At 40.7% G+C, this 19,932-nt stretch carries 15 protein-coding genes and 1 tRNA gene; 9 read left to right on the plus strand and 7 right to left on the minus strand.

Annotation, left to right across the window (positions count from 1 at the left end):
• The first annotated feature begins 133 nt into the window (after positions 1–133).
• Positions 134–207: transfer RNA gene (locus tag VC82_RS08475), tRNA-Asp, on the plus strand.
• 253 nt (positions 208–460) lie between these two features.
• On the plus strand, positions 461–1,696 hold the full coding sequence (locus VC82_RS08480) for a site-specific integrase (RefSeq protein ID WP_045801992.1): 1,236 nt from the start codon (positions 461–463) through the stop codon (positions 1,694–1,696).
• A 559-nt stretch (positions 1,697–2,255) separates the two neighbouring features.
• Here VC82_RS08480 and VC82_RS08485 read toward each other — a convergent pair.
• On the minus strand, positions 2,256–4,343 hold the full coding sequence (locus tag VC82_RS08485; protein ID WP_084598182.1) for a lipocalin-like domain-containing protein: 2,088 nt from the start codon (positions 4,341–4,343) through the stop codon (positions 2,256–2,258).
• Positions 4,344–4,531: 188 nt separating this feature from the next.
• A complete protein-coding gene (locus tag VC82_RS08490) occupies positions 4,532–5,623 on the minus strand; it encodes a Fic family protein (RefSeq protein WP_045801994.1) in 1,092 nt (363 codons plus the stop codon).
• Positions 5,624–5,853: 230 nt separating this feature from the next.
• Here VC82_RS08490 and VC82_RS08495 point away from each other — a divergent pair, with 230 nt between their 5' ends.
• Genes VC82_RS08495 through istB form a run of 3 tightly spaced genes read left to right on the plus strand, consistent with a single transcriptional unit; the run spans position 5,854 to position 8,714 of the window.
• Positions 5,854–6,357: a DUF5018 domain-containing protein gene (locus VC82_RS08495; protein WP_045801995.1), complete on the plus strand. Its 504-nt coding sequence runs from the start codon at positions 5,854–5,856 to the stop codon at positions 6,355–6,357.
• A 50-nt stretch (positions 6,358–6,407) separates the two neighbouring features.
• Positions 6,408–7,952: an IS21 family transposase gene (gene istA, locus VC82_RS08500; protein WP_045800687.1), complete on the plus strand. Its 1,545-nt coding sequence runs from the start codon at positions 6,408–6,410 to the stop codon at positions 7,950–7,952.
• Positions 7,953–7,976: 24 nt separating this feature from the next.
• The gene (gene istB / locus VC82_RS08505; protein ID WP_045800686.1) at positions 7,977–8,714 is read left to right on the plus strand and encodes an IS21-like element helper ATPase IstB; all 738 of its coding nucleotides are present in this window, start codon (positions 7,977–7,979) and stop codon (positions 8,712–8,714) included.
• A 483-nt stretch (positions 8,715–9,197) separates the two neighbouring features.
• Here the strand turns inward: istB and VC82_RS08510 are convergent, their stop codons facing one another.
• The 3 genes from VC82_RS08510 to VC82_RS08520 are packed head-to-tail and all read right to left on the minus strand — an operon-like array spanning position 9,198 to position 14,523.
• Positions 9,198–10,559, minus strand: coding sequence for a Kelch repeat-containing protein (locus VC82_RS08510; protein WP_045801996.1), 1,362 nt, complete (start codon positions 10,557–10,559; stop codon positions 9,198–9,200).
• 20 nt (positions 10,560–10,579) lie between these two features.
• Positions 10,580–12,646: an IPT/TIG domain-containing protein gene (locus VC82_RS08515; protein WP_045801997.1), complete on the minus strand. Its 2,067-nt coding sequence runs from the start codon at positions 12,644–12,646 to the stop codon at positions 10,580–10,582.
• Positions 12,643–14,523, minus strand: coding sequence for an IPT/TIG domain-containing protein (locus VC82_RS08520; protein WP_157518029.1), 1,881 nt, complete (start codon positions 14,521–14,523; stop codon positions 12,643–12,645). The genes VC82_RS08515 and VC82_RS08520 overlap by 4 nt, the downstream gene beginning before the upstream one ends.
• Before the next feature lie 363 nt (positions 14,524–14,886).
• Between VC82_RS08520 and VC82_RS08535 the strand changes: the two genes are divergently transcribed.
• The 4 genes from VC82_RS08535 to VC82_RS08550 all read left to right on the plus strand — a co-directional run bounded on the left by VC82_RS08535 (position 14,887) and on the right by VC82_RS08550 (position 16,842).
• Positions 14,887–15,162, plus strand: a complete 276-nt coding sequence (locus VC82_RS08535) for a hypothetical protein (protein ID WP_157518031.1) — start codon at positions 14,887–14,889, stop codon at positions 15,160–15,162.
• Positions 15,163–15,287: 125 nt separating this feature from the next.
• Complete coding sequence (locus VC82_RS08540; RefSeq protein ID WP_045802002.1) at positions 15,288–15,962, plus strand: GIN domain-containing protein; 675 nt, start codon at positions 15,288–15,290, stop codon at positions 15,960–15,962.
• Between the two features lie 228 nt (positions 15,963–16,190).
• Complete coding sequence (locus tag VC82_RS08545) at positions 16,191–16,388, plus strand: lipopolysaccharide assembly protein LapA domain-containing protein (protein WP_045802003.1); 198 nt, start codon at positions 16,191–16,193, stop codon at positions 16,386–16,388.
• A 7-nt stretch (positions 16,389–16,395) separates the two neighbouring features.
• On the plus strand, positions 16,396–16,842 hold the full coding sequence (locus tag VC82_RS08550; protein WP_045802004.1) for a hypothetical protein: 447 nt from the start codon (positions 16,396–16,398) through the stop codon (positions 16,840–16,842).
• A gap of 204 nt (positions 16,843–17,046) precedes the next feature.
• On the opposite strand, the gene xylA is transcribed toward VC82_RS08550, so the two are convergent.
• Together xylA and VC82_RS08560 are read right to left on the minus strand one after the other, a co-directional pair.
• Positions 17,047–18,372 (minus strand): xylose isomerase, encoded by a 1,326-nt coding sequence (gene xylA, locus VC82_RS08555; RefSeq protein ID WP_045802005.1) that lies wholly within the window; start codon positions 18,370–18,372, stop codon positions 17,047–17,049.
• Between the two features lie 4 nt (positions 18,373–18,376).
• The gene (locus VC82_RS08560; protein ID WP_045802006.1) at positions 18,377–19,855 is read right to left on the minus strand and encodes a xylulokinase; all 1,479 of its coding nucleotides are present in this window, start codon (positions 19,853–19,855) and stop codon (positions 18,377–18,379) included.
• Positions 19,856–19,932 lie beyond the last annotated feature (77 nt).

A 19,932-nucleotide genomic window follows, 5' to 3' on the forward strand; every position in this document is an offset into this window, starting at 1 on the left:
CATTTCACCAAAAAAATATTTTGTGCAAATGAAATTGTAAATGTATATTTGCCCTCGCTTTCAAGGAAGCATTTGAACAAAATTTGAATCCCGCTGTTGCGGGAGTGCCGATAGGTACCGGCATAAAATCATTGGTCTGGTAGTTCAGTTGGTTAGAATACCTGCCTGTCACGCAGGGGGTCGCGGGTTCGAGTCCCGTCCAGACCGCTTGGAATATTTCCAAATTTTATTAGAAGCCTGTAAATGAAATGTTTACAGGCTTTTTTCATTTTGTTTGACCCCAAAATAACCCCTTTAAAACCATATAATAGGTGAGCAATTCGGTGCGCATTTTTTGACAAAAAAAGTGCTCACCTCCATCGCTGTAATTTGCTGTTTTATAATTTATTGCAAGGATTCGTTAACATTTTTTTAAGACTCCTTTTTCGTAACTTGAGGGTGTTAAAGCGATCCTGTTTTTATGTTTTCTACCATCAACGTCATTTTTTACCCAAAAAAGAGAAAATCAAATAAGAAAAATTTAGTCCCTATTTACGCCCGAATCACCCTTGATGGCAAGCGTGCCGAGTTCAGTACGGGCAAGCAGGTTGACCTGCAAAGATGGGATGTGGAGAGTGGTCGTGTTCGGGGGAAAACACCGGAAATACTGGTGTTGAACCGATTTTTTGATACCTTGAAGGCCAAGTGTGTTTCCATTTATGACGAGCTTGTAAGGAGCGGTGAATTTGTGGATGCCGATACGGTGAAAAACATCTTTTTGGGCAATACTAAAAAGCAATATATGATCTTGGAAATATTCCAAGATCACAACGATGAAATGGAAAGTTTGCTAGGGAAGGACTATAACCCTGGAACCTTGCAGCGGTATAAAGCAGCTTACAAACATGTCTCAGATTTTATACAAATTAGATATGGAAAGAAAGATCTACCCGTAAAAAAATTGGACCACGGATTTATAACCAGTCTGGAATTTTTCTTGAAATCACGGAAAAACTGTTCGCACAATACGGCGATAAAATACATAGTGAACCTCAAAAAAATTGTCAGGATTGCCTATGCGAATGAATGGATTGAACGAGACCCTTTCTTCCATTGGAAGGCCAGCTGGAAACAAAAAGAGCGTCAATATTTGACCCAAGAGGAACTCACACGTTTGGTAGAAAAGCAATTTGATATTGAAAGGTTACAGACCGTCAGGGATATTTTTCTCTTTTGTTGCTACACGGGATTGGCCTTTGCGGATGTGGAAAAATTGACCAATGATGATCTGGTTACCGATCTGAACGGACAGCGAATGATCAAGACACTCCGTAAGAAGACCAAGGTACTCAGCAGTATTCCTCTTCTGCCCATACCGGAGGCAATCATACAGAAGTATGAGGGCCATCCGCGGGTGGTTGCCAAGGGCACCCTTTTGCCCGTATACAGCAACCAGCGCACCAATTTCTATCTAAAGGAAATAGCCATTGGATGCGGGATAAAGAAGACACTTACTACCCATTTAGCACGGCATACATTTGCAACCACCGTAACACTTTCCAACGGTGTCCCTATCGAGTCCGTCAGCAAAATGTTGGGGCACACCTCTCTAAAGACCACACAGATCTACGCCAAGGTTTTGGACAGTAAATTGATAGAGGATATGACCAGACTGAGGATGAACAATATCATGCAAGAGCAAGCCAAGTCCATATGATGTTCAGATATAGTCCCAATCTTACCCTTGACTTTTTCGCGTGGTACCTGTGGAATTTCTTTAGCGTTCGGAAAGAAAAGCGTAAAAAAGAAAATCCATAGGGCGCAACCAACCTACTTGGACTTTCAAAACTTTACTTCTAATTTTAGTATTGCTTCGTAATAGGTTTGGAAGAGCAAGAGGATAACAGGCTGGCGCCGTGTTATAATTGCTATCCATTGATATTTAGTTTATTACGAATCGAGTAAATCCTGTGAATAATGGTTTTTGGGCCAAAAGTCCCGTGACTCATTGATTTTCAATTAAAAATTAATCCAAAAATGAATAATGAGTTTAAAAAAGACCCTATAAAATAACCCTTTCCATGAATTAGAATCTTCCTTTGCCGCACACTTCATAGTATTAGTTTGTGTAAGTTTTGGGACTTGCAGCGCAAAACCCTGTTTTGCTCGCCCTCTTTTAGATTCTATGCGATTTTTTGAAGTGACATCACTTGTCTTAAGAGTTGAGAAGAAATAACTTCAAAAACAGATTGAGCACATATCTCTAATTCAGATATTTATTCCACAAGTTCAATAAAAAAATCTGGAGCTGGCATACCAGAATCTAGACGCGATCGCAATAACCCTGAAGAAATGCTTACAATCTCACCTAGATGGTTTTCAAATATGAAATGTGGATAACCCTTAGTTAAATATTCCTCTACTGTTAGCGAAGCCCTGTTATTTATGTAGACTTTTTTCTCATGAACCGAATTCGAAAGATCAACCCTTTCATCTGGGTCGTTTTTGGATCCCAAAATCAAATTTCCATCTTTGCTGATTCCATAAGAAAAATCAGGCTCTGAAAAAGTGTCAATTATAGAATAGTCTGTCATTGAATATATCCGCCCTTCAACCAAATTGATAATATAATTTTGATTGGCGTTAAAAAATGTTTCCTTTTCCCAATCAGATAAAATGGGTATTGGCACAGAGGTTCGATTGGTTAGAAAGCCATCTACATCAATTGTAAACCTTAAACTATTGGGTTCATTGGAATGCCCAACAAGCACTTGGTTATTGTCCAATTCAATAATTTGATAGTTATTGGAAGATTGGTGTGCATCAAAATGGATTTCACTTTCTATAAGGTTCAAATCTTTACCATTTCTGCTGCATGTAAACACATCATCGTCATCGGTAAACACCCATAAATTATTACTTAGGTAAACAAAATCCTCAAAACGAGGATAAAGCCCAACCACCCTCATTTCATACTTAAAATTCAAGGAAGTGGCTTCATAGACATTAATACTGCTTCCTTGGGCAAATAAAATTTCCTTGCCTTCTTCCGACTCAATGACCTTCATGTCGACATCCGTGTGTGAAGTAGGGGGTAAATTAGATGTTGCTTCAATGCTATGCGTATTATAATTGTATCGGATGATGTTCAGTTCTTGAGTACCGCTTTCCCTGCCATATAAATATACTATGGTCTCATCAGGGTCAATAGCAAGTTTTCTTATAAAATCGAGCTTTAGTAATTCATTTCGCCCAAAATTTACTTGCCAACTGTGTACTTCTTCAATTGTTCCAAGACTTTTGTTTCCGAAAATATCAATAGCGTATACAGTATATACTGGATTTAAGAAGTATGGTGGGTCATTATCAACATACTCCAATGTTTCAATATCATTTATGCTTGCTACGGTTACTTCTTGATAACCATATCCCGAGCCACTTTGGTAATTGCGAGCTGTCACCTCGTAGTGTGAAAAATAGCGACCAGAATATTTCGTCCAATTAAGGCTGATTGATTCACTTCCAACGACAGGCTCGGATAATGTAACCGGGGAAACCTCCAAATCTCCCGTATCAACTGATACCATTTCGCTTTCTCCTAGCAAGCCCTGATCGGTGTAAACCCTGAAATAATAACAAAGATTACTATTGACAACAGGGTTTTCATCGATAAAAAATTCAATGTCTGGCGAATCCAAGGTTGCTATAAGTTCAGCCTGCGTTTTATCACAATCTCCTGCACTTCGATAGATTTCATATCTGCTGAATTGATTATATCCTTTATAGGGCATCCAACTCATACGTATCTTATCCAAGTGGTCTACGGTATTATTGTGGATGAAGGTTGGGGAATATATGTCCATTTCAGCGGGTGGGGTATATCTTCTAGCATAGAAGGTCAAAATGTCCAAAGTCCCATCCTCATCAATATCAAACTGAACTTTAAAGTTTAATCTTTCCGATGTCAATTCAACAATTACCAATTCTTCACTTTGTCCAAATTGGTCAGTGAGGGTTACCACACCGTTGTCTAGGTTTACATTGTAATTGTTTGTTTCCGGGGTACACAAACTATTGGTAAATAAGAATTCTGAATATCGATTCTCGGAACTAAAATTGAAAAAATCCCTTCCACAATCTTGAGTGGTTGGAGGCACTTCAACTCTATTACCATCCGATTCTACCTCAAAAATAGACCAAGTACCTTCAAGGGATGACATGGTTGCAGATTGCAAGGCACCCGAGTAAAAGGCATCACCTTCGGTTCCATTATCATCCTTCGAACAACTAATAAAGGATAAGGTGAACAAAATTAAAATTAGATTAAATTTTCTGGGATATAGCAAAAGAGAGGGTTTGCTCATAGCAAGTGGGTTATGTTATCTCTGTTGACAGCTATTTTATGACAATATATTATACAACAGCGTAAGATGGGATAATTTATTATTCAGGCCAAAAATAAAATCGTTATCGGAAATTCACGAATAAACCCGATGTATTGTAAGTTATTACTAATATCGCTTATCTTTTGTAATCTACCTATCTCATGAAATCAAATATTGATTTCATATCGCGTACTTCGCCCACCCCCAATAGGCCTAAAAATTCCTTTTGCCACCAAGTCTTGCAAATCCCTTGTGGCTGTTGCTTTGGAAGTTCTCACAAGAGAAATATATTTACGGGAGTTCATGCCCCCCTCAAAACCCTGATGGCCTTCCTCCAACATTCTGCGAACGACTTTTTGTTGACGCTCATTGAGTTCATCTTTATGCTGGTCAAAGAACCTGGTCTTTTTCAAAGTGAATTCGATTTCTTGCTCGGCATCGATTTGGGCATCCAAAACAGTTTGGACAAAGTAGTTTATCCAATCCGTGATTTCATTGGAACGCTGCGCCCTTTGCAAAGCATCGTAATAGGCTTTTTTATTTTCCTCAATGGATTTGGACAAACTGAACAGCACGGGGCGACCGATTCGTTGCGAAAGTGCTTTTTCCGCTACTGCTCGGCCAATTCTACCATTGCCATCTTCAAAAGGGTGTATGGTTTCAAAATACAAATGAGCAATGGCAGCTCTTAAAATGGGCTTCTTGATTTCGCCTTGTGAGGCGTTAAACCACTTGATAAAACCACTCATTTCGGTAGAAACCCTTTTAGAAGGAGGGGCTTCAAAGTGGACCATCTCCCTGCCCATACCCCCAGAAACGATTTGCATGGGTTCTTCATGGGTACGCCATTGGCCTATTTGGATTTGATTGTTGCCCTTCATTAGCATTGTATGCCAATCGAATAACATTTGACTAGTGAGTGGTTTTTTAAAATTATTACGGACGGCAAGCATCAATTCAGCCACCCCTTCAGCTCTTTTGTCTTTAGTCAATGGTAATTCTGGGTTAAGCCCTAAGTTTCTTCGAATGGAGGACATCACATCATTTCGACTCAAATACTCGCCTTCAATCTCAGAGGTCTTTATGGCCTCTGAAACCATAAGGTTAATTATGGCCTCCGTTTGCTCGGTTTCTGATAGCCCCTCCAATACACCACTAATTCGCCCCGTACGTTGGGCAAAATCAAAGAGTTTATTTTCAACATCGGTAGTTTGATATTGAAAATTGGGCCAGTCTTTTTGTTGCCAATTATAGCGCATGAGCCGATTAAAAGTATTATTCGGCTCAAAAATAATAAAAATGTGAGTTGATTGTGGTCAATGTTTAACCGAGAGTATAGTTTATTGTGAAAATTGAACTTATTTGAACTCGTTAAATGATTTCAGTATTGCCATTTAGAAAATCTCCAAAAAAGACTCTTTGCCCAATAAATTTATGAAACTAAGTATCTTTTTATACTTTAGGCGCATTATCTTAAATAGATAATTCTATGAAAAAAATTGTCCTCTTTTGCGTGCTTGCCCTGACAATAGCTTGTTCCTCCTCATCCGAAGAAGTATTGCGCTCCGGAAATTCAATTACACTTTTCCAATTACAAATCAACGGTCAAGTTATTTCGGGCCAAATTAACCAGACAAGTAGCACTATAGTATTTAACGTTACCGATGCAAGTCTGGTATCTCTGAAACCTACCATAACAATTTCTGAGGGAGCCACAATAAACCCATCTCCTAGTTCCCCTAGAAACTTTACCCAAGAAGTGGAATATACAGTTACAGCCGAAGATGGTACTCAAAAGGTATATACTGTTATAGTCAACAATAGAATTTTGAACAACGAAAATCTTATCACATTATTTCAATTACCCATCAATGGAGAAATCATAAATGTGGAAACGCCGGACATAGTATACCACCCTCGCCGGGTTAAAGTGACCATAGCTGGCCGGACGAAACTGACCCCCCCGCGCCGGGCCAAAGTGTACCACCTTTAGATTAGATCTATCTCTAAATGGCGAAGTGCTTTTTTTGCTAAAAAAGCACCATGGCGAACAAGCAGATAGATATGCGAAAAATAAAACTGATTTATAAGCTCTACACCTCTGGTGTAAGCAAGCGACGGATAAGCCAGCAATTGGGCATATCCCGCGTTACCATTAGAAAGTACATCGAATTCTTCAAGCGGTACCGTTTCACGGGGTACGAAGTGGAGAAGATGACCCTGGAGGAACTCCACAATCTTTTTAAGGACGGGCAAAGGCCGAAGAGCCAACGCCTGCTGACCCTAAGGCAGTACTTTCCCCACTTTGACAAGGAACTCCGCAAGACGGGCGTTACGCGACGATTGCTGTGGGAGGAATATTATGCGAAGCACCCCGATGGGTTCAGGCTCTCACAGTTCAAGTATTGGTACGCCGAATGGCGCAAGGAGACCTCGCCCGTGATGCACATGGAGCATAAGGCCGGCGACAAGCTCTTTATCGACTTCACGGGAAAGAAACTCCATATCGTCGACAGGGACACCGGCGAACTTCAGGAACTGGAAGTGTTCGTGTGCATACTGGGCAGCAGCCAGTATACCTATGTGGAGGCCTGCGCAAGCCAAAAACTGGAAGATTTTATACGTTGTACCGAGAACGCCCTATGGTTCTATGGCGGCGTGCCAAAGGCCTTGGTGCCCGATAACCTCAAATCGGCCGTGACAAAGAGCAGTCGTTACGAACCTAGTTTGAACAAGGTATTCGCGGACTTTGCCGAACATTACGAAACAGCCGTACTGCCCACACGTACCTACAGGCCAAGGGACAAGGCCATAGTGGAGAACGCCGTGAAGATAATCTACACTAGGGTGTTCGCCCCTTTACGGAACCGGACCTTCCATAACATCACAGATATCAACAAAGCGATATGGGAGCTGTTAGAGAAGCACAATGGAATGTCATTTAGGGGGAGGGAATACTCCCGTTGTTCATTGTTCCTTGAGATAGAGAGGCAAGAACTGATGCCCTTGCCCGAAAAACGCTATGAGATAAAAAGGTATGCCCGAGGTACCGTGCACAAGAACAGCCATATCTATTTTGGGAAGGACAAGCACTATTACAGTGTTCCCTATCGCCATATCGGCAAACAGGTCAAGCTGGTCTATACCGACAGCATCGTCGAGATTTACCATAAACACGAAAGGTTCGCGGTACATAAAAGGAACAAAAAGAAATATGGCTATACCACCCTGGCCGACCATATGCCATCGCACCACCGCTTTGTGAGCGAATGGAGCAGTGAGAGGTTCATTGGTTGGGCAGGCAATATCGGCGAACACTGCAAAGGGTACATCATCGCCATATTGGAAAAGAAACAGCACCCGGAACAATCCTATAAATCCTGTCTTGGCATATTGCACCTTGCCAAAAAGTATGGAAGGGAACGTCTTGAGAACGCCTGCAAACGTGCCTCGGAATATGGAGCGTACAATTACAATATGGTCGAGCGCATCTTAAAGAAGGGATGGGACCAAATTGATGAAGGTATCGACGGGGATCTGGAAATGCCCGAGCACAAGAACATAAGGGGCGGAAAATACTATGAATAAAAACAACACTTAAAAACAGAACATATGAACGAAAAAACAATGGAACTGATGAAACAAATGAGGTTCTTTGGAATGCACAGGGCCTTCGCCACAACAATGGAAACCGGAGGTGCCGATACCACCTACACCAATGACGAGCTCATCGCCTATCTCATCCAGAGCGAATGGGACGACCGCCGCAACCGCAGGATAGAGCGATTGACCAAGTCCGCAAGGTTCAGGTACACGGCCGTTATGGAGGCCTTGGACTACCGTCCATCGCGCCAACTGGACAAAAATCTTGTACAGCGGCTCGGCTCCTGCGGCTTTATCCGAAAAAGGGAGAACATACTTGTCACGGGCAGTACGGGCGTGGGCAAAAGTTATCTGGCCTCCGCCATTGGCCACCAGGCCTGCTCGATGGGGTATAGAACAATGTACTTCAACACCGCCAAACTATTCACCCTGCTAAAGACCTCCAAGGCCGACGGTTCCTACCTGAAACAGATAAACCGATTGGAAAGACAGGACTTGCTCATATTGGATGATTTTGGGCTGAAGCCCCTGGACAACATAAACCGCCACTCCCTGATGGAGATCATCGAGGACAGGCACGGCAAAAGATCCACCATAATAGCATCACAGCTACCTGTCGAAGTATGGCACGACATTATAGGTGAAAAAACACTGGCCGATGCCATCCTGGACCGTTTGGTGCACACGGCACACAGAATAGATATAAAAGGAGAATCAATGAGAAGAAAATTGAAAAATAAAAACTAAGTTTAACCCACGGATAGATCAAATCTGAGCAGTTCGTTTACACTGGTCACTTTCATCCGGCGAAGGTGGGTCACTTTACCCGGCTTATCCATACGATGGGATTATTGTAGAATCGGATGTTTTTATAGATGTTTTAGCCGAAGGAGCGCCTAAAATATCCTCAATCAATCAAAGTTTATATCGCCCTGGAGATACACTGATTGTTGCCGGTGAAAATTTGACCCCAGTAATTGTGGTACCCTCAAATGGTAATCTTTACTTTTTCAACCCAGCCGGTAATATCGATACTCAATTAAACGCAGAAAGGACCGAATATCAATTGGTTCTAGAAAACCCTTCTTCGTTTGCCTATACGGCATTCTTTTTCTACTCAGGAGACACACGAGAAGTGATGTTCACTAATTTGGATGAGCGAAGATTAGGGGAACAAATAACTGTTAACGTGGAACGTTAATTAATTATAAGAGAACCACCCTTTTTTTTTTAGGGAATCAACGTCCAGACATCATTTTCCCGACTTCCGTCATTTCCTCCAATCAGGAATATCATATTATTAAATACTGTACAAGTATGGTTAAAACGCGAAGAAAATCTTTCTTGGTCATCCCTTGGGATTTCCTGCGTCCAATTAATACCATCCTTGCTTGACCATATATCGTTTTTTCTTCCACCACCCAATCCTCCTATTACCCAAATCTCTTCATTTAATATGGTCGTACTATGTGACCATCTAGGAGAGAACTCAGCATCGACAGTTTCAATTTGCCAGTTGATTCCATCGTTACTTGACCATACATCGTTCAATGCCCCAAAACCACTGCCTTGGTTTGAATTAAGTCCGCCTATAAGATAAAAGTGGTCATTAAATACAACGGCGCTATGGCCATAACGTGCTGGAAACTCAGCATCATCTGTTATCAGTTCCCAGTTAACACCATCTTTACTCATCCAAATATCATCAAGCTCATAAGTGCCATCCTCTCCACCAATTAGCCATAACTTATTGTTAAAAACTGTAAGACTGTGATCTAACCTACCCGCGAATGGTGCATCTGCATTTTCCTGAGTCCAATTCAATCCATCCTCGCTTGACCATACATCATTTAAAGGATTTCCCAAATTATCTATCCCTGCTACCACCCAAATTTTGTTATTGAAAACTACACTGGCGTGCTCGCCCCTTGATTCGAAACCTGCGTTGTTAGTAATTTTTGTCCAATTAATTCCATCTTCACTTGACCAGACCTCGTCTGAACGTTCGAAGCGATCAACTCCTCCGATAATCCATAACTTTCCATCAAAAACGAGAACAGTATGTTCAGATCGACCTTCAAATTCAGCTTCAGATACAAGTTTACTGACTTTTATGGGCCTTGTAGTGAAATTATATATTTCACTATCAGTTGTAGCATCATTCGTATCAGAGGCAATTACCTGCCAAGAATAAAAAGTGTCTCTCGATAGTGTGGTTTCAAACAAAAATGAGGTCCGCATCAAGTTTTCAGCTATGACCGTTGTGGGCTCCATGTCTCCCATTCCAAAAAGAAGACTATAAGTGACCGTATCGCCATCGGGATCAATTGACTCTTCCCAACTAAATTCAGGATTTACCAATTCTACATTTTCCATTCCATTTGTAAACCTCAAGAGGCTGAAACTTGAAGGAGGATTATTGGGAGGTGGAGTGTCCTGGTTTTGATTATCATCATCTTGACCTTCTTCATTATCAACGACTTCTTCTTCATTACCACTATCCGAGTCATCTTCAAAATTTGATGGGGTGTCCCCCTTACCATATGCAGTTATGAGGAGTGCAAATACCAATAAAATTTTTAAAAGTCGCATAACTTGCGTGTCAATAAATTTTAGAGTTTATTCAAATCCGCCTTGAAGCAAAAGTCACTGGGATATTCATTGACAATTAAGTAAATGGCATCTGAAAACTTTAAAGCTGTGGTCACTTCAGGGGCGCGGCCATAATCTTGGAAAAAGTATTCATTGACATCTTCCAATTCTAACCAATCATCTAAGTTTGTGTCATATTTATATACATCATCTTGCGAACTTGTAAAGCCTCCAAAAACAACATAACCACTACCATTGTACTCAAATGACGCCGTTCTATTTTTTATTTCAGGGAAATTGTCTACTCGAATCCATTCATCATTTGTAGGAGAAAATTTCCAAAAATCATAATGACCTGTTGAAGTGGCACCATTTCCTACATAGCCTTCATTGTTTAAAACAAACGTTGAGGTATTGCTTCTAAATCTATAGTTAATTGGAAAATTGGCAGTTTGATTCCAGGAATCGTTAGTAACATCATACTGCCAAAATTGAGCATAGGGTTGAGGGTTTTCACTTGGATTCAATCCATCTGTAAAGTTTCCAAACCCCATGTACAATTTGTCTTGAATGGAAAAAATAGCATTTCCGTTACTTTGATTGTCGGGATATTTTGTTCTTACTTCAAACTCTAAGGACGTAAGCGAAAATTCGTAAAAATTAGGTTCATCGTCCTCTATGAAATAAAAAAAGACTCTGTTGGTCATTTCATTATAAAGTATTCTGAAATATTCATCTCGGATAGATGTTCTCGGATAGTCCACGTAAAAGGTAGAAAGTAAATTCAAATCCGAGTCAAAACGCTGAACGAAAAACCTTGAGTTCACATCATCTTCAATGAACACGTAAGCAATATCATTACTTATAAAATGTTGAAAATAATTTTCAGAAAGTTCTTTATATAACAACCATGTATCAACAAACTCAAGATTATCCTCAAATTGATAGATATGGTCCATCAACTTTATCTGAAGTATAGGATTTCTATCATCATACGGCCCAATTGGCACTCTAACTTTTAGCCTAGTTTTAGTAGCCTCAAAAACCGTAGCTTGATGATCATCAAACAACACGATATTATCTTCAGCTATTGGACTAAATTCATCACCAATGATTTCAATGGTCTCATAAGAGCGAAAACTTCTAGGAAGCTCTGTTATGATAGGAGATTTGACCGTAAACGATAAGCCTGATCCAACATCTTGCAACTGCGAATTAAGAACAAAAGAATTAGTGGAAAAAGATAAAGACTTTGGCAAAACAAAAGTGATTGAATCTCTAGATGAAAATAAAACTTCAGCTTGCTTTTCATCTACGATTATTGCGTTCCTGTCATTTTCAAAATCAAAATGTTGACCATAAACAGTAAGCGTATCTCCAATTGAGACAGATGTTTCAGAAATATTCTCGATGATTGGTTTGAACAAGGTGAACTCCTCATACGCACCTTGTTTTTGATAGAGATCTACAACCACTTTAGGATTAAACCTTTTAAGGCTTGTAGGGACAATACATTTTATCAATGTATCTGTAGATTCCAATACCGTACCAATTTCCTCATCAAACAAAACTTTTATTCTATTTGAGATTGATGTGAAATTCGAGCCATTGATTTGAAGCGTGTCTCCAATATGTGCTTGGTTTATTTGAGCAATAACGGGAGCCTTGCTACCCGTAGAAACGAATGACTCGATTTGAGTATAGTTGTATTCTTCACCAATTTTGACGTATGCCAAAACAAAATATTCTTTGTTAAAATCCAAATCATTTTCTACAATCTGCGAAAATTTGTTACCTACAATTTCATCAGGTTCGAATTTTTGTGAATTATTAAAATCTGGATTCTCTAACTGTGAAAGCAAAAATCCGTGTTCAGAAATTACACCAGAATCTAATTCACTTGCTGAAGCTTCCATTATAACCCCTCCATCTTCAAAAACTTTGATTTCCAGCTCAAAATTTGAAAGCTCAAAACTCTCTTCAGTTTCAACTTCTGATTCAGGCCGAGGCAATACTTCTTCTGAACTGTCTTCAGAGCATGAAAAAATAAGAATTGAACAAAAAAAGTATAAAAACGATTTTTTCATTGATTAGTAAAGTTTGAAAGTTCGGTTCTCAAGACCACATGGTCATATCGTCTAATGGAACTGTAGTCTGGAAGATTGGGACTCGCTGTATATCCTATAAAGTAGACATAATCGTTGTTCACAAAAACAGATCTTCCATCCAAACTATATCCATTAATCATCAATTCCTCTCTCATGGAATGTTCGTCCAAATCGATGTCATATTGATGAAAATCAGTTCCAGAATAACCTGTATATTGTCGAGGATGATAATATCCTTTATTGTCAATTTGGAAAAAAACCGCTTCTGATGCGGGATTAATAACATCACTTTTGCGAACCCAAGAAGCATCCGGTGTGAACTCCCATAGATCATAAAGTTGGTGGCCATTACTTATATACGCTTTTCCATTATTGATATAATACGTAGAGTGGTATCCATTTCCTTGTCCTTCAACATAAGGCATTTCTGAAACATAGGCCCAAGAATTCGTGCCTTCCTCAAACTTCCAAAATTTTCTATTTGGTGTGATTGAAGTTCCTCCAGTATAACCCATTCCCATATAAAATGTATTGCCCAACACAAAACCCATTGGCTTTTTTAAAACCTCATTATTTTCAAAATCCTGAATAGGTGTTAAAACACCAGATATCAAATCATACTTATAAAAATTATTCGTCTGTCGAGCAACGTAGATATATACATTGCCATCATTTAACGAGAATGTATAAAATTGATCTATTCTATCGGGATCAAAATCAATATCAATATTAGGCATGGTCTCCCAACTGTTTAGTGCAGGATTGTATTTTACAAAACCAACTTTGTCAGGATTGCCAAAGAAACCACCTGAGCCCCTGAATTGTAGAGTATAAAAAGAATCGTTATAACTAAAACTCCAACCTGAAATATAATCCCAGTCATATCTTCCATCAGTAAGTCCCCTCGCATCAATTCTACCATATTGATACCACGTGTTTTTCAAGTATAGCCCTAAGTCTTCAGTTGTCTCTTTTTCTACTACTTTAACCCTTACAGTATTTATATTCCTATGAGTGTAAGGTCCTAAAGGAACTTTTACAATTATTGAGTCACGGTATACTTCGTCAATTTGTGCCCTGTTTTCCCCAACATAGACTTCATGAAGGTAATCTCTAGATTCGAAAAAATTTGAGCCATACACGGTAAGGCTTTCGCCGATTAATAAACTATCTCTTGAAACTCCTGAGATAATAGGGTCGGGTATCACCACTCCTTTCTCTTTAATTAGTTTGCGCAATTGCGCGTTCACCAAAATATTGTTTTCATGCTTGTCTATGTTGTAAGGCAATAAAAAGCGAATAGAATCTTTATTTTGATCAATTACCGTTATTCGCTCGTTATTAAGTTCGACAATGTTGTCTTTAGCTTCAGGATGATTTGTAAGGTGCTTACCGTATACCACTACCGTATCCCTAAATCCAAAGTTGCTAGGAATTGAATCAATTTCTGGTTGGAAAAGTTGAAAGGCGTTTCGAAAATTTGCGATAGAGTCACGATTGTCTATTTTGATATGCAGGCTGTCTGGATCAAATCCCCAGTAGGGTAATTCAAACTGAACCAGACTATCATTGTTAAAAAGAATTTTTAATTGTCTTTGACCTAAAGAAAGGCGTATGTCCCTTTTAAAATTTTCACCTCTCAAATTTAAAGTATCACCTAAATCGGCAAACTCTGGAAAAACTGAACCAACTATCAAAGTTGAATCTTTAGGTGACTCTGGTGGTTCTGAACCCTCAGGATTTTCATCTTCAGGATTCTCGGATTGAGGTGTTTCAGGCTTTGTGGATGGCGTGTCTTCGGGTTCGCTACATGAAAAAACAAATAACATAGCGGTTACTAAAAGTAGGTGTCTCATTTTGGTTTTTGAGTAAAGTCGAAACCAAATGTTGCAAAAAACTTCTTTTTAGCGCAAATTTTATCGTCAAAAGTTTAAAAAAGCAGAAATATGAAACAACTTGATTAAAATCAAAAATGATGATATATGAATTAACTTTTGGCATGTTAAACTTTGTTAAAAGGTGAGCCGCGCGGTGCGCCCAAAAAACGACCCTTTGTCAGACCTTGTGTACAGGGCATTTTGAGGAAAAGTTCAAGTCCCGTCCAGACCGCTTCAAGGGAAATAAAAACCCCTAAAAAACCTTGTAAATCACATGATTTACAAGGTTTTATATTTTTTGGAATTCGCATAATATGATCTGTCATTAAAAGATCATAAACAGTGAACATACTTTTTTCTCAATATCCAGTCAAATTTAAGTTGACCTCAACTGGTCGATTGCACATATCGGCCAATAACATAACCGCCCTGCCTTTGGAAATTGGGGCCAACAGAAAGGACCTAATCGATGAAATTTTGATGTATGCAGACCTTACCATTATCGGCTTGCATGAAGCCATGTTGAAAACGGGCAAGGAAACCGATATTTTCGATGGCTATGAAAAAATTGGGAATGTTTTGACTGTCAACACACTCACCAAGAAGTTCATAGGATGATGAAAGGCTATTGCCCTTAAATAATTTTACCTTCCTAACCGTACAGATTCCGAAATGAGTAACTTACAGGTGACCTTTTGTTTCTTTATGTGTCAAAGGGGTGTAATAGTTTAAATCATATCGATATGAAAAAAGCTATGTTTTTATGGTTGGGGCTAATGGTTGCCATGATTTCTTGTGCACAGCAAAAACCAAAAGTCAAGGGCAACAAATTGGTATCAGAAATCTTCAATACCCTCGAAGATTTTAACAGTATCGAAATCTCTGACAATCTTGTTGTACACATAATGCAGACCGGCAATAATGGCTATCACCTAAAAGCCGATGGCAACCTGATCGATGTTGTAAAATTCAATGTTATGGATGGGGTGCTCAAGATATACAGTACCCACCATATAACTTCGTTCAAAGAACTTGAAATAACATTGACCTTTGATGAGATCGATGCCATAACCCTTTTCAACGATTCTAAGCTGGTATCCAAAAAACGGCTTGAATTTAAAAGATGGGACCTTAAAGCTATGGACGAAGCCACCTACGATATCGAGGCTTCTGCAAGAATGGCAAATTTAAATCTACACAGCAGTTCTGAAGGCAAGCTAAGACTTAACTGTGATATTGTCGAGGTTTTTATGGATCAAAACGCCTTTCTAAAAGGGAATATTCAAGCAGATAATATCACGTTGAGGATACGTGACCGCGCCGACATTGAAATTGGTGGAGAGGTAGTCAAGTTGAAATTGGATATTACTGGCACCTCAGATGTAAGGGCAAGAAAGTTAAAATCGGTTTATGCCTAATTGAATGCAGTTAATTCCCCAGATATCCACTTGTCTGCCAGCAAGGAGCTTAAAATAGATGCCAAAGGGGAAAGCCAAATATATGTATATGGCAATCCCGAGATCAAAATTGAGGCATTGCAAGATAAGCCTCAGATAATTAAAAAATAAATGGACCTGAGTTTTAAACAGCACGGCATGGGGTACCATTTGTACCTTAAAAGAAATCGAAATACCAAATAAAGGATTATGGGCACAAAACATTGGATTGCACTGTTGATTGCCATTATTATCGTTATATTTTCACTTCAAAATGCTGAAGTGACCTCTGTTAGGTTTCTAATATGGAAGGTAGATGCGTCACGTATATTGATAATTTTGGGCAGTTTTGTGCTGGGGGTATTGGTAGGGGTCATTTTTTTAAAAAGAAAAAAGAACATAAAATAAACAAGCGATGGCCAAAGTAGTTCAAGTTAAACTGAAATCGGTTCCTGATACCATCCACGTGGGTGATAACTTAAATGACATTACCGTCATTGTAGAATTGGAATTTCATCCTATTGACCTTAAATTGGAAATGGAATATCTTTTACATTTGTTCGTCTATGATATTCACGGAAAGATGGATGTTCCAGTGGTCATATCCAACTGGGATGAAAGTATGATAATGTCGGTCAGTGAGGATGGTCGTAGCGATTATTTCCTGGGGAAAAAGGCAGTGGAGGTAAAGGCAGATACGGAACAAAGGTACTTTGAGGTACCCATGGCATTGAAATTGGGAAATCTTTCCGGCCATTATTCATCTGTCACAAGAAAATTCGAAGTTATTGCTACCTTGATACCCGCAGTATCAAAGGCCTCTAAGTGGTCGGCACCATTTGTGTCGAACCTTTTATTTTGATGTCGACCTTAAAGCCATCTTTTCCCCCAATTCCCTACGATCTGTACGCAACTTTTTTAAAGGTATATCAAACATACATGACAATTAATAGGTAATGCCCTATTCAGCAAATTGGATCTTGAAACATTTTTTTCATTCTTATAACAAAACTTGTTTAGGCAGACACCAATAATAGAAATGATAATTTGACCTTTCCTCCATTTTTTACAAGTACTGGTTCAAAATGTTCTCGTACAGTTCTTGCTTGCCACTTATTTGTTTTGGTTCCCCATTATTGATGGCGTGGCTATAGAGGTCTGAGAGCGATAGTTTGCCGGCGACAAAATCAGCACCTTTGCCAGCTTTGAACGACGCATAGCGTTCGGCAAGCATACTTTTATACGGGGATTTTTGCAGTATGGTATCGGCCACCAAAAGGGCACGGGCAAAGGTGTCGGCGCCTCCGATATGGGCAATAAAGATGTCTTCTAAATCTGTAGAGTTACGACGGGTCTTGGCGTCGAAGTTTACCCCACCGCCCTGCAATCCACCTGCGTTGAGCAATACCAGCATGGCTTCGGCGGTCTCGAGCACGTTGTTGGGAAACTGGTCGGTGTCCCATCCGTTTTGATAGTCGCCACGGTTGGCATCGATACTTCCGAGCATGCCCGCATTGGCGGCCACTTGCAGTTCGTGCTGAAAGGTATGTTGGGCAAGGGTGGCATGGTTGACCTCTATGTTCAGTTTGAAGTCGTTCTCGAGCCCATATACGCGAATGGTGTTGATCGAGGTGGCCGCATCAAAATCGTATTGGTGTTTTGTGGGCTCCATGGGTTTGGGTTCTATGAAGAAATTCCCTTTGAAACCTTGGCTTCGGGCATAGTCTTTGGCCATGTTCAAGAAACGGCCAATATTGTCTTGTTCCAATTTCATATCGGTGTTCAACAGTGACATATAGCCCTCGCGACCTCCCCAAAAAACGTAGTTTTCGCCTCCTAAGGCCATGGTGGCATCGAGGGCAATCTTTATTTGGGCACCTGCACGGGCCACTACATTGAAATCTGGATTGGTGGCGGCCCCGTTCATGTAACGTGGATGCGAAAAACAATTGGCGGTGCCCCACAACAGTTTCACCCCAGAGGCGGCTTGTTTTTCTTTTAAATAGTCAACAATTTTTTCAATACGTTTTTCGGATTCGGCCAAGGTGTCTGCCTCATCGACCAGGTCATGATCATGGAAGCAGTAGTATTCGAACCCCATTTTGGTCAAGAACTCAAAGGCGGCATCGGCCTTGTCTTTGGCGGCCTGGATTGGGTCTGTGGCAGTGGCCCATGGAAATTTTTTGGTGCCCGGCCCAAAAGGGTCGCCCCCGGTACCACAGAGCGTATGCCAGTAGGCCACGGCAAATTTGAAGTGGTCTTTCATCTTTTTGCCCGCCACAACTTGTTCTGGATTGTAGTATTTGAATGCCAAAGGATTGTCAGATTCTTTTCCTTCATACCTGATGTGGTCTATGCCCTTAAAAAATTCTTTGTCTCCCGTTACTGCCATGGTGCTATTTTTTAATGATGGATTCTAGTTCTGCCTTCCAGATTTTGTAGGCCTTAAGGTAAGGGTTCTTTTCTTTTTTGGGAAGAAAGGTTTTTACGCAATCTTCTTGTAGATAGGAAGAAAATATGTCAACCCCTTTTTCTGAAACGGCACAGGCCCGTGCTGCCCCAATGGCACCTGTGGTATCGTAAAGATCAATGGGCTTGTCGATGAGTGTGGCGATGGTTTCCCCAAAAATATCGGCCCTAAAGAGGTTGTCATTTCCGGCCCTGATGGTTTTGGTGACGACATCGTCAGACGTCATGATTTCAAACCCGTACACAAACGAAAAGGCAATGCCTTCCAACGCTGCCCGGCACAGGTGGGCCTTATCATGTCTGTTCAGATCGATGTTCAAGACACGGGTGCCCAAGGATTTGTTCTGCAGCATACGCTCGGCTCCGTTGCCAAAAGGAAGTACGCATACCCCATCGCTGCCCACGGAAACAGCTTCTGCCAAATCGTTCATCTCTTGGTAACTGTCAACGGCAAGGTTGTTTAAGAGCCATCGATATTGGATGCCCGCCCCGTTGATACAGAGCAGCTTGCCGATACGTTTGGCATTTTTGTCATGGTTTACGTGCACAAAATTGTTTACGCGAGAACATTCTTTCGCAGAAAGACTTTCCGTAACGGCGTACATCACGCCTGAAGTGCCCCCCGTAGCCGCCACCTCACCAACGTTAAAGACATTCAGGCTCAAGGCATTGTTGGGCTGGTCGCCCGCCCGGTACAGAATGGGAGTGCCGGCTTTTAGACCGCAAGTGGCTGCCGCTTGCCTAGAAACGGTTGACTGCTCACCAAAGGTGTCGGTGATGGCGGGAACCAATTCCGCCGCAATTCCGAAATAATCCAACAACCGTGATGAAACTTTTCCTTCCTTAAAATCCCAAAAAATGCCTTCTGAAAGTCCAGATACTGTTGTATTGATGGTATTTGAAAGGCGATAGGCGATATAGTCGCCCGGAAGCATGAACTTTTTCGCCTTGTCAAAGACAGCCGGTTCGTTTTGCCTTACCCACGCCAGTTTTGAGGCGGTAAAGTTGGCGGGGGAATTCAACAGGTGCCCATCACAATACGCGGTTCCCAGTTCTTTGTAGGCCTTTTCACCTATCTCGACCGCCCTGCTATCGCACCAGATGATGGCATTTCTAAGGGGTTTTCCCTCGTGGTCAACTAACACAAGCCCGTGCATTTGGTAGGCAATGCCGATGCCTTTAATCTCTACCGCTTCGATACATGTTTTTTTCTTGATTTTGTGAATGCCCTCACAGACCAACTGCCACCAGGTTTCCGGATTTTGCTCGGCCCATCCCTTTTGGGGTGTATGCATACCCATTTCGGATTCCGGTACCTGCACCAAGCCCACACTTTTACCATTGCTGGCATCGACGGCCGCAATTTTGACCGATGAACTTCCTAAATCTATTCCTAAATAGTACAAATGACGGGTCTATGAAGCGAAACGTGCGTAAATTATCAAAAAAACACATATAAATGGATTATTTTTAGGGATAAGCT

It is taken from the genome of Flagellimonas lutaonensis, from assembly GCF_000963865.1.
GTDB classification, from domain to species: Bacteria; Bacteroidota; Bacteroidia; order Flavobacteriales; family Flavobacteriaceae; genus Flagellimonas_A; species Flagellimonas_A lutaonensis.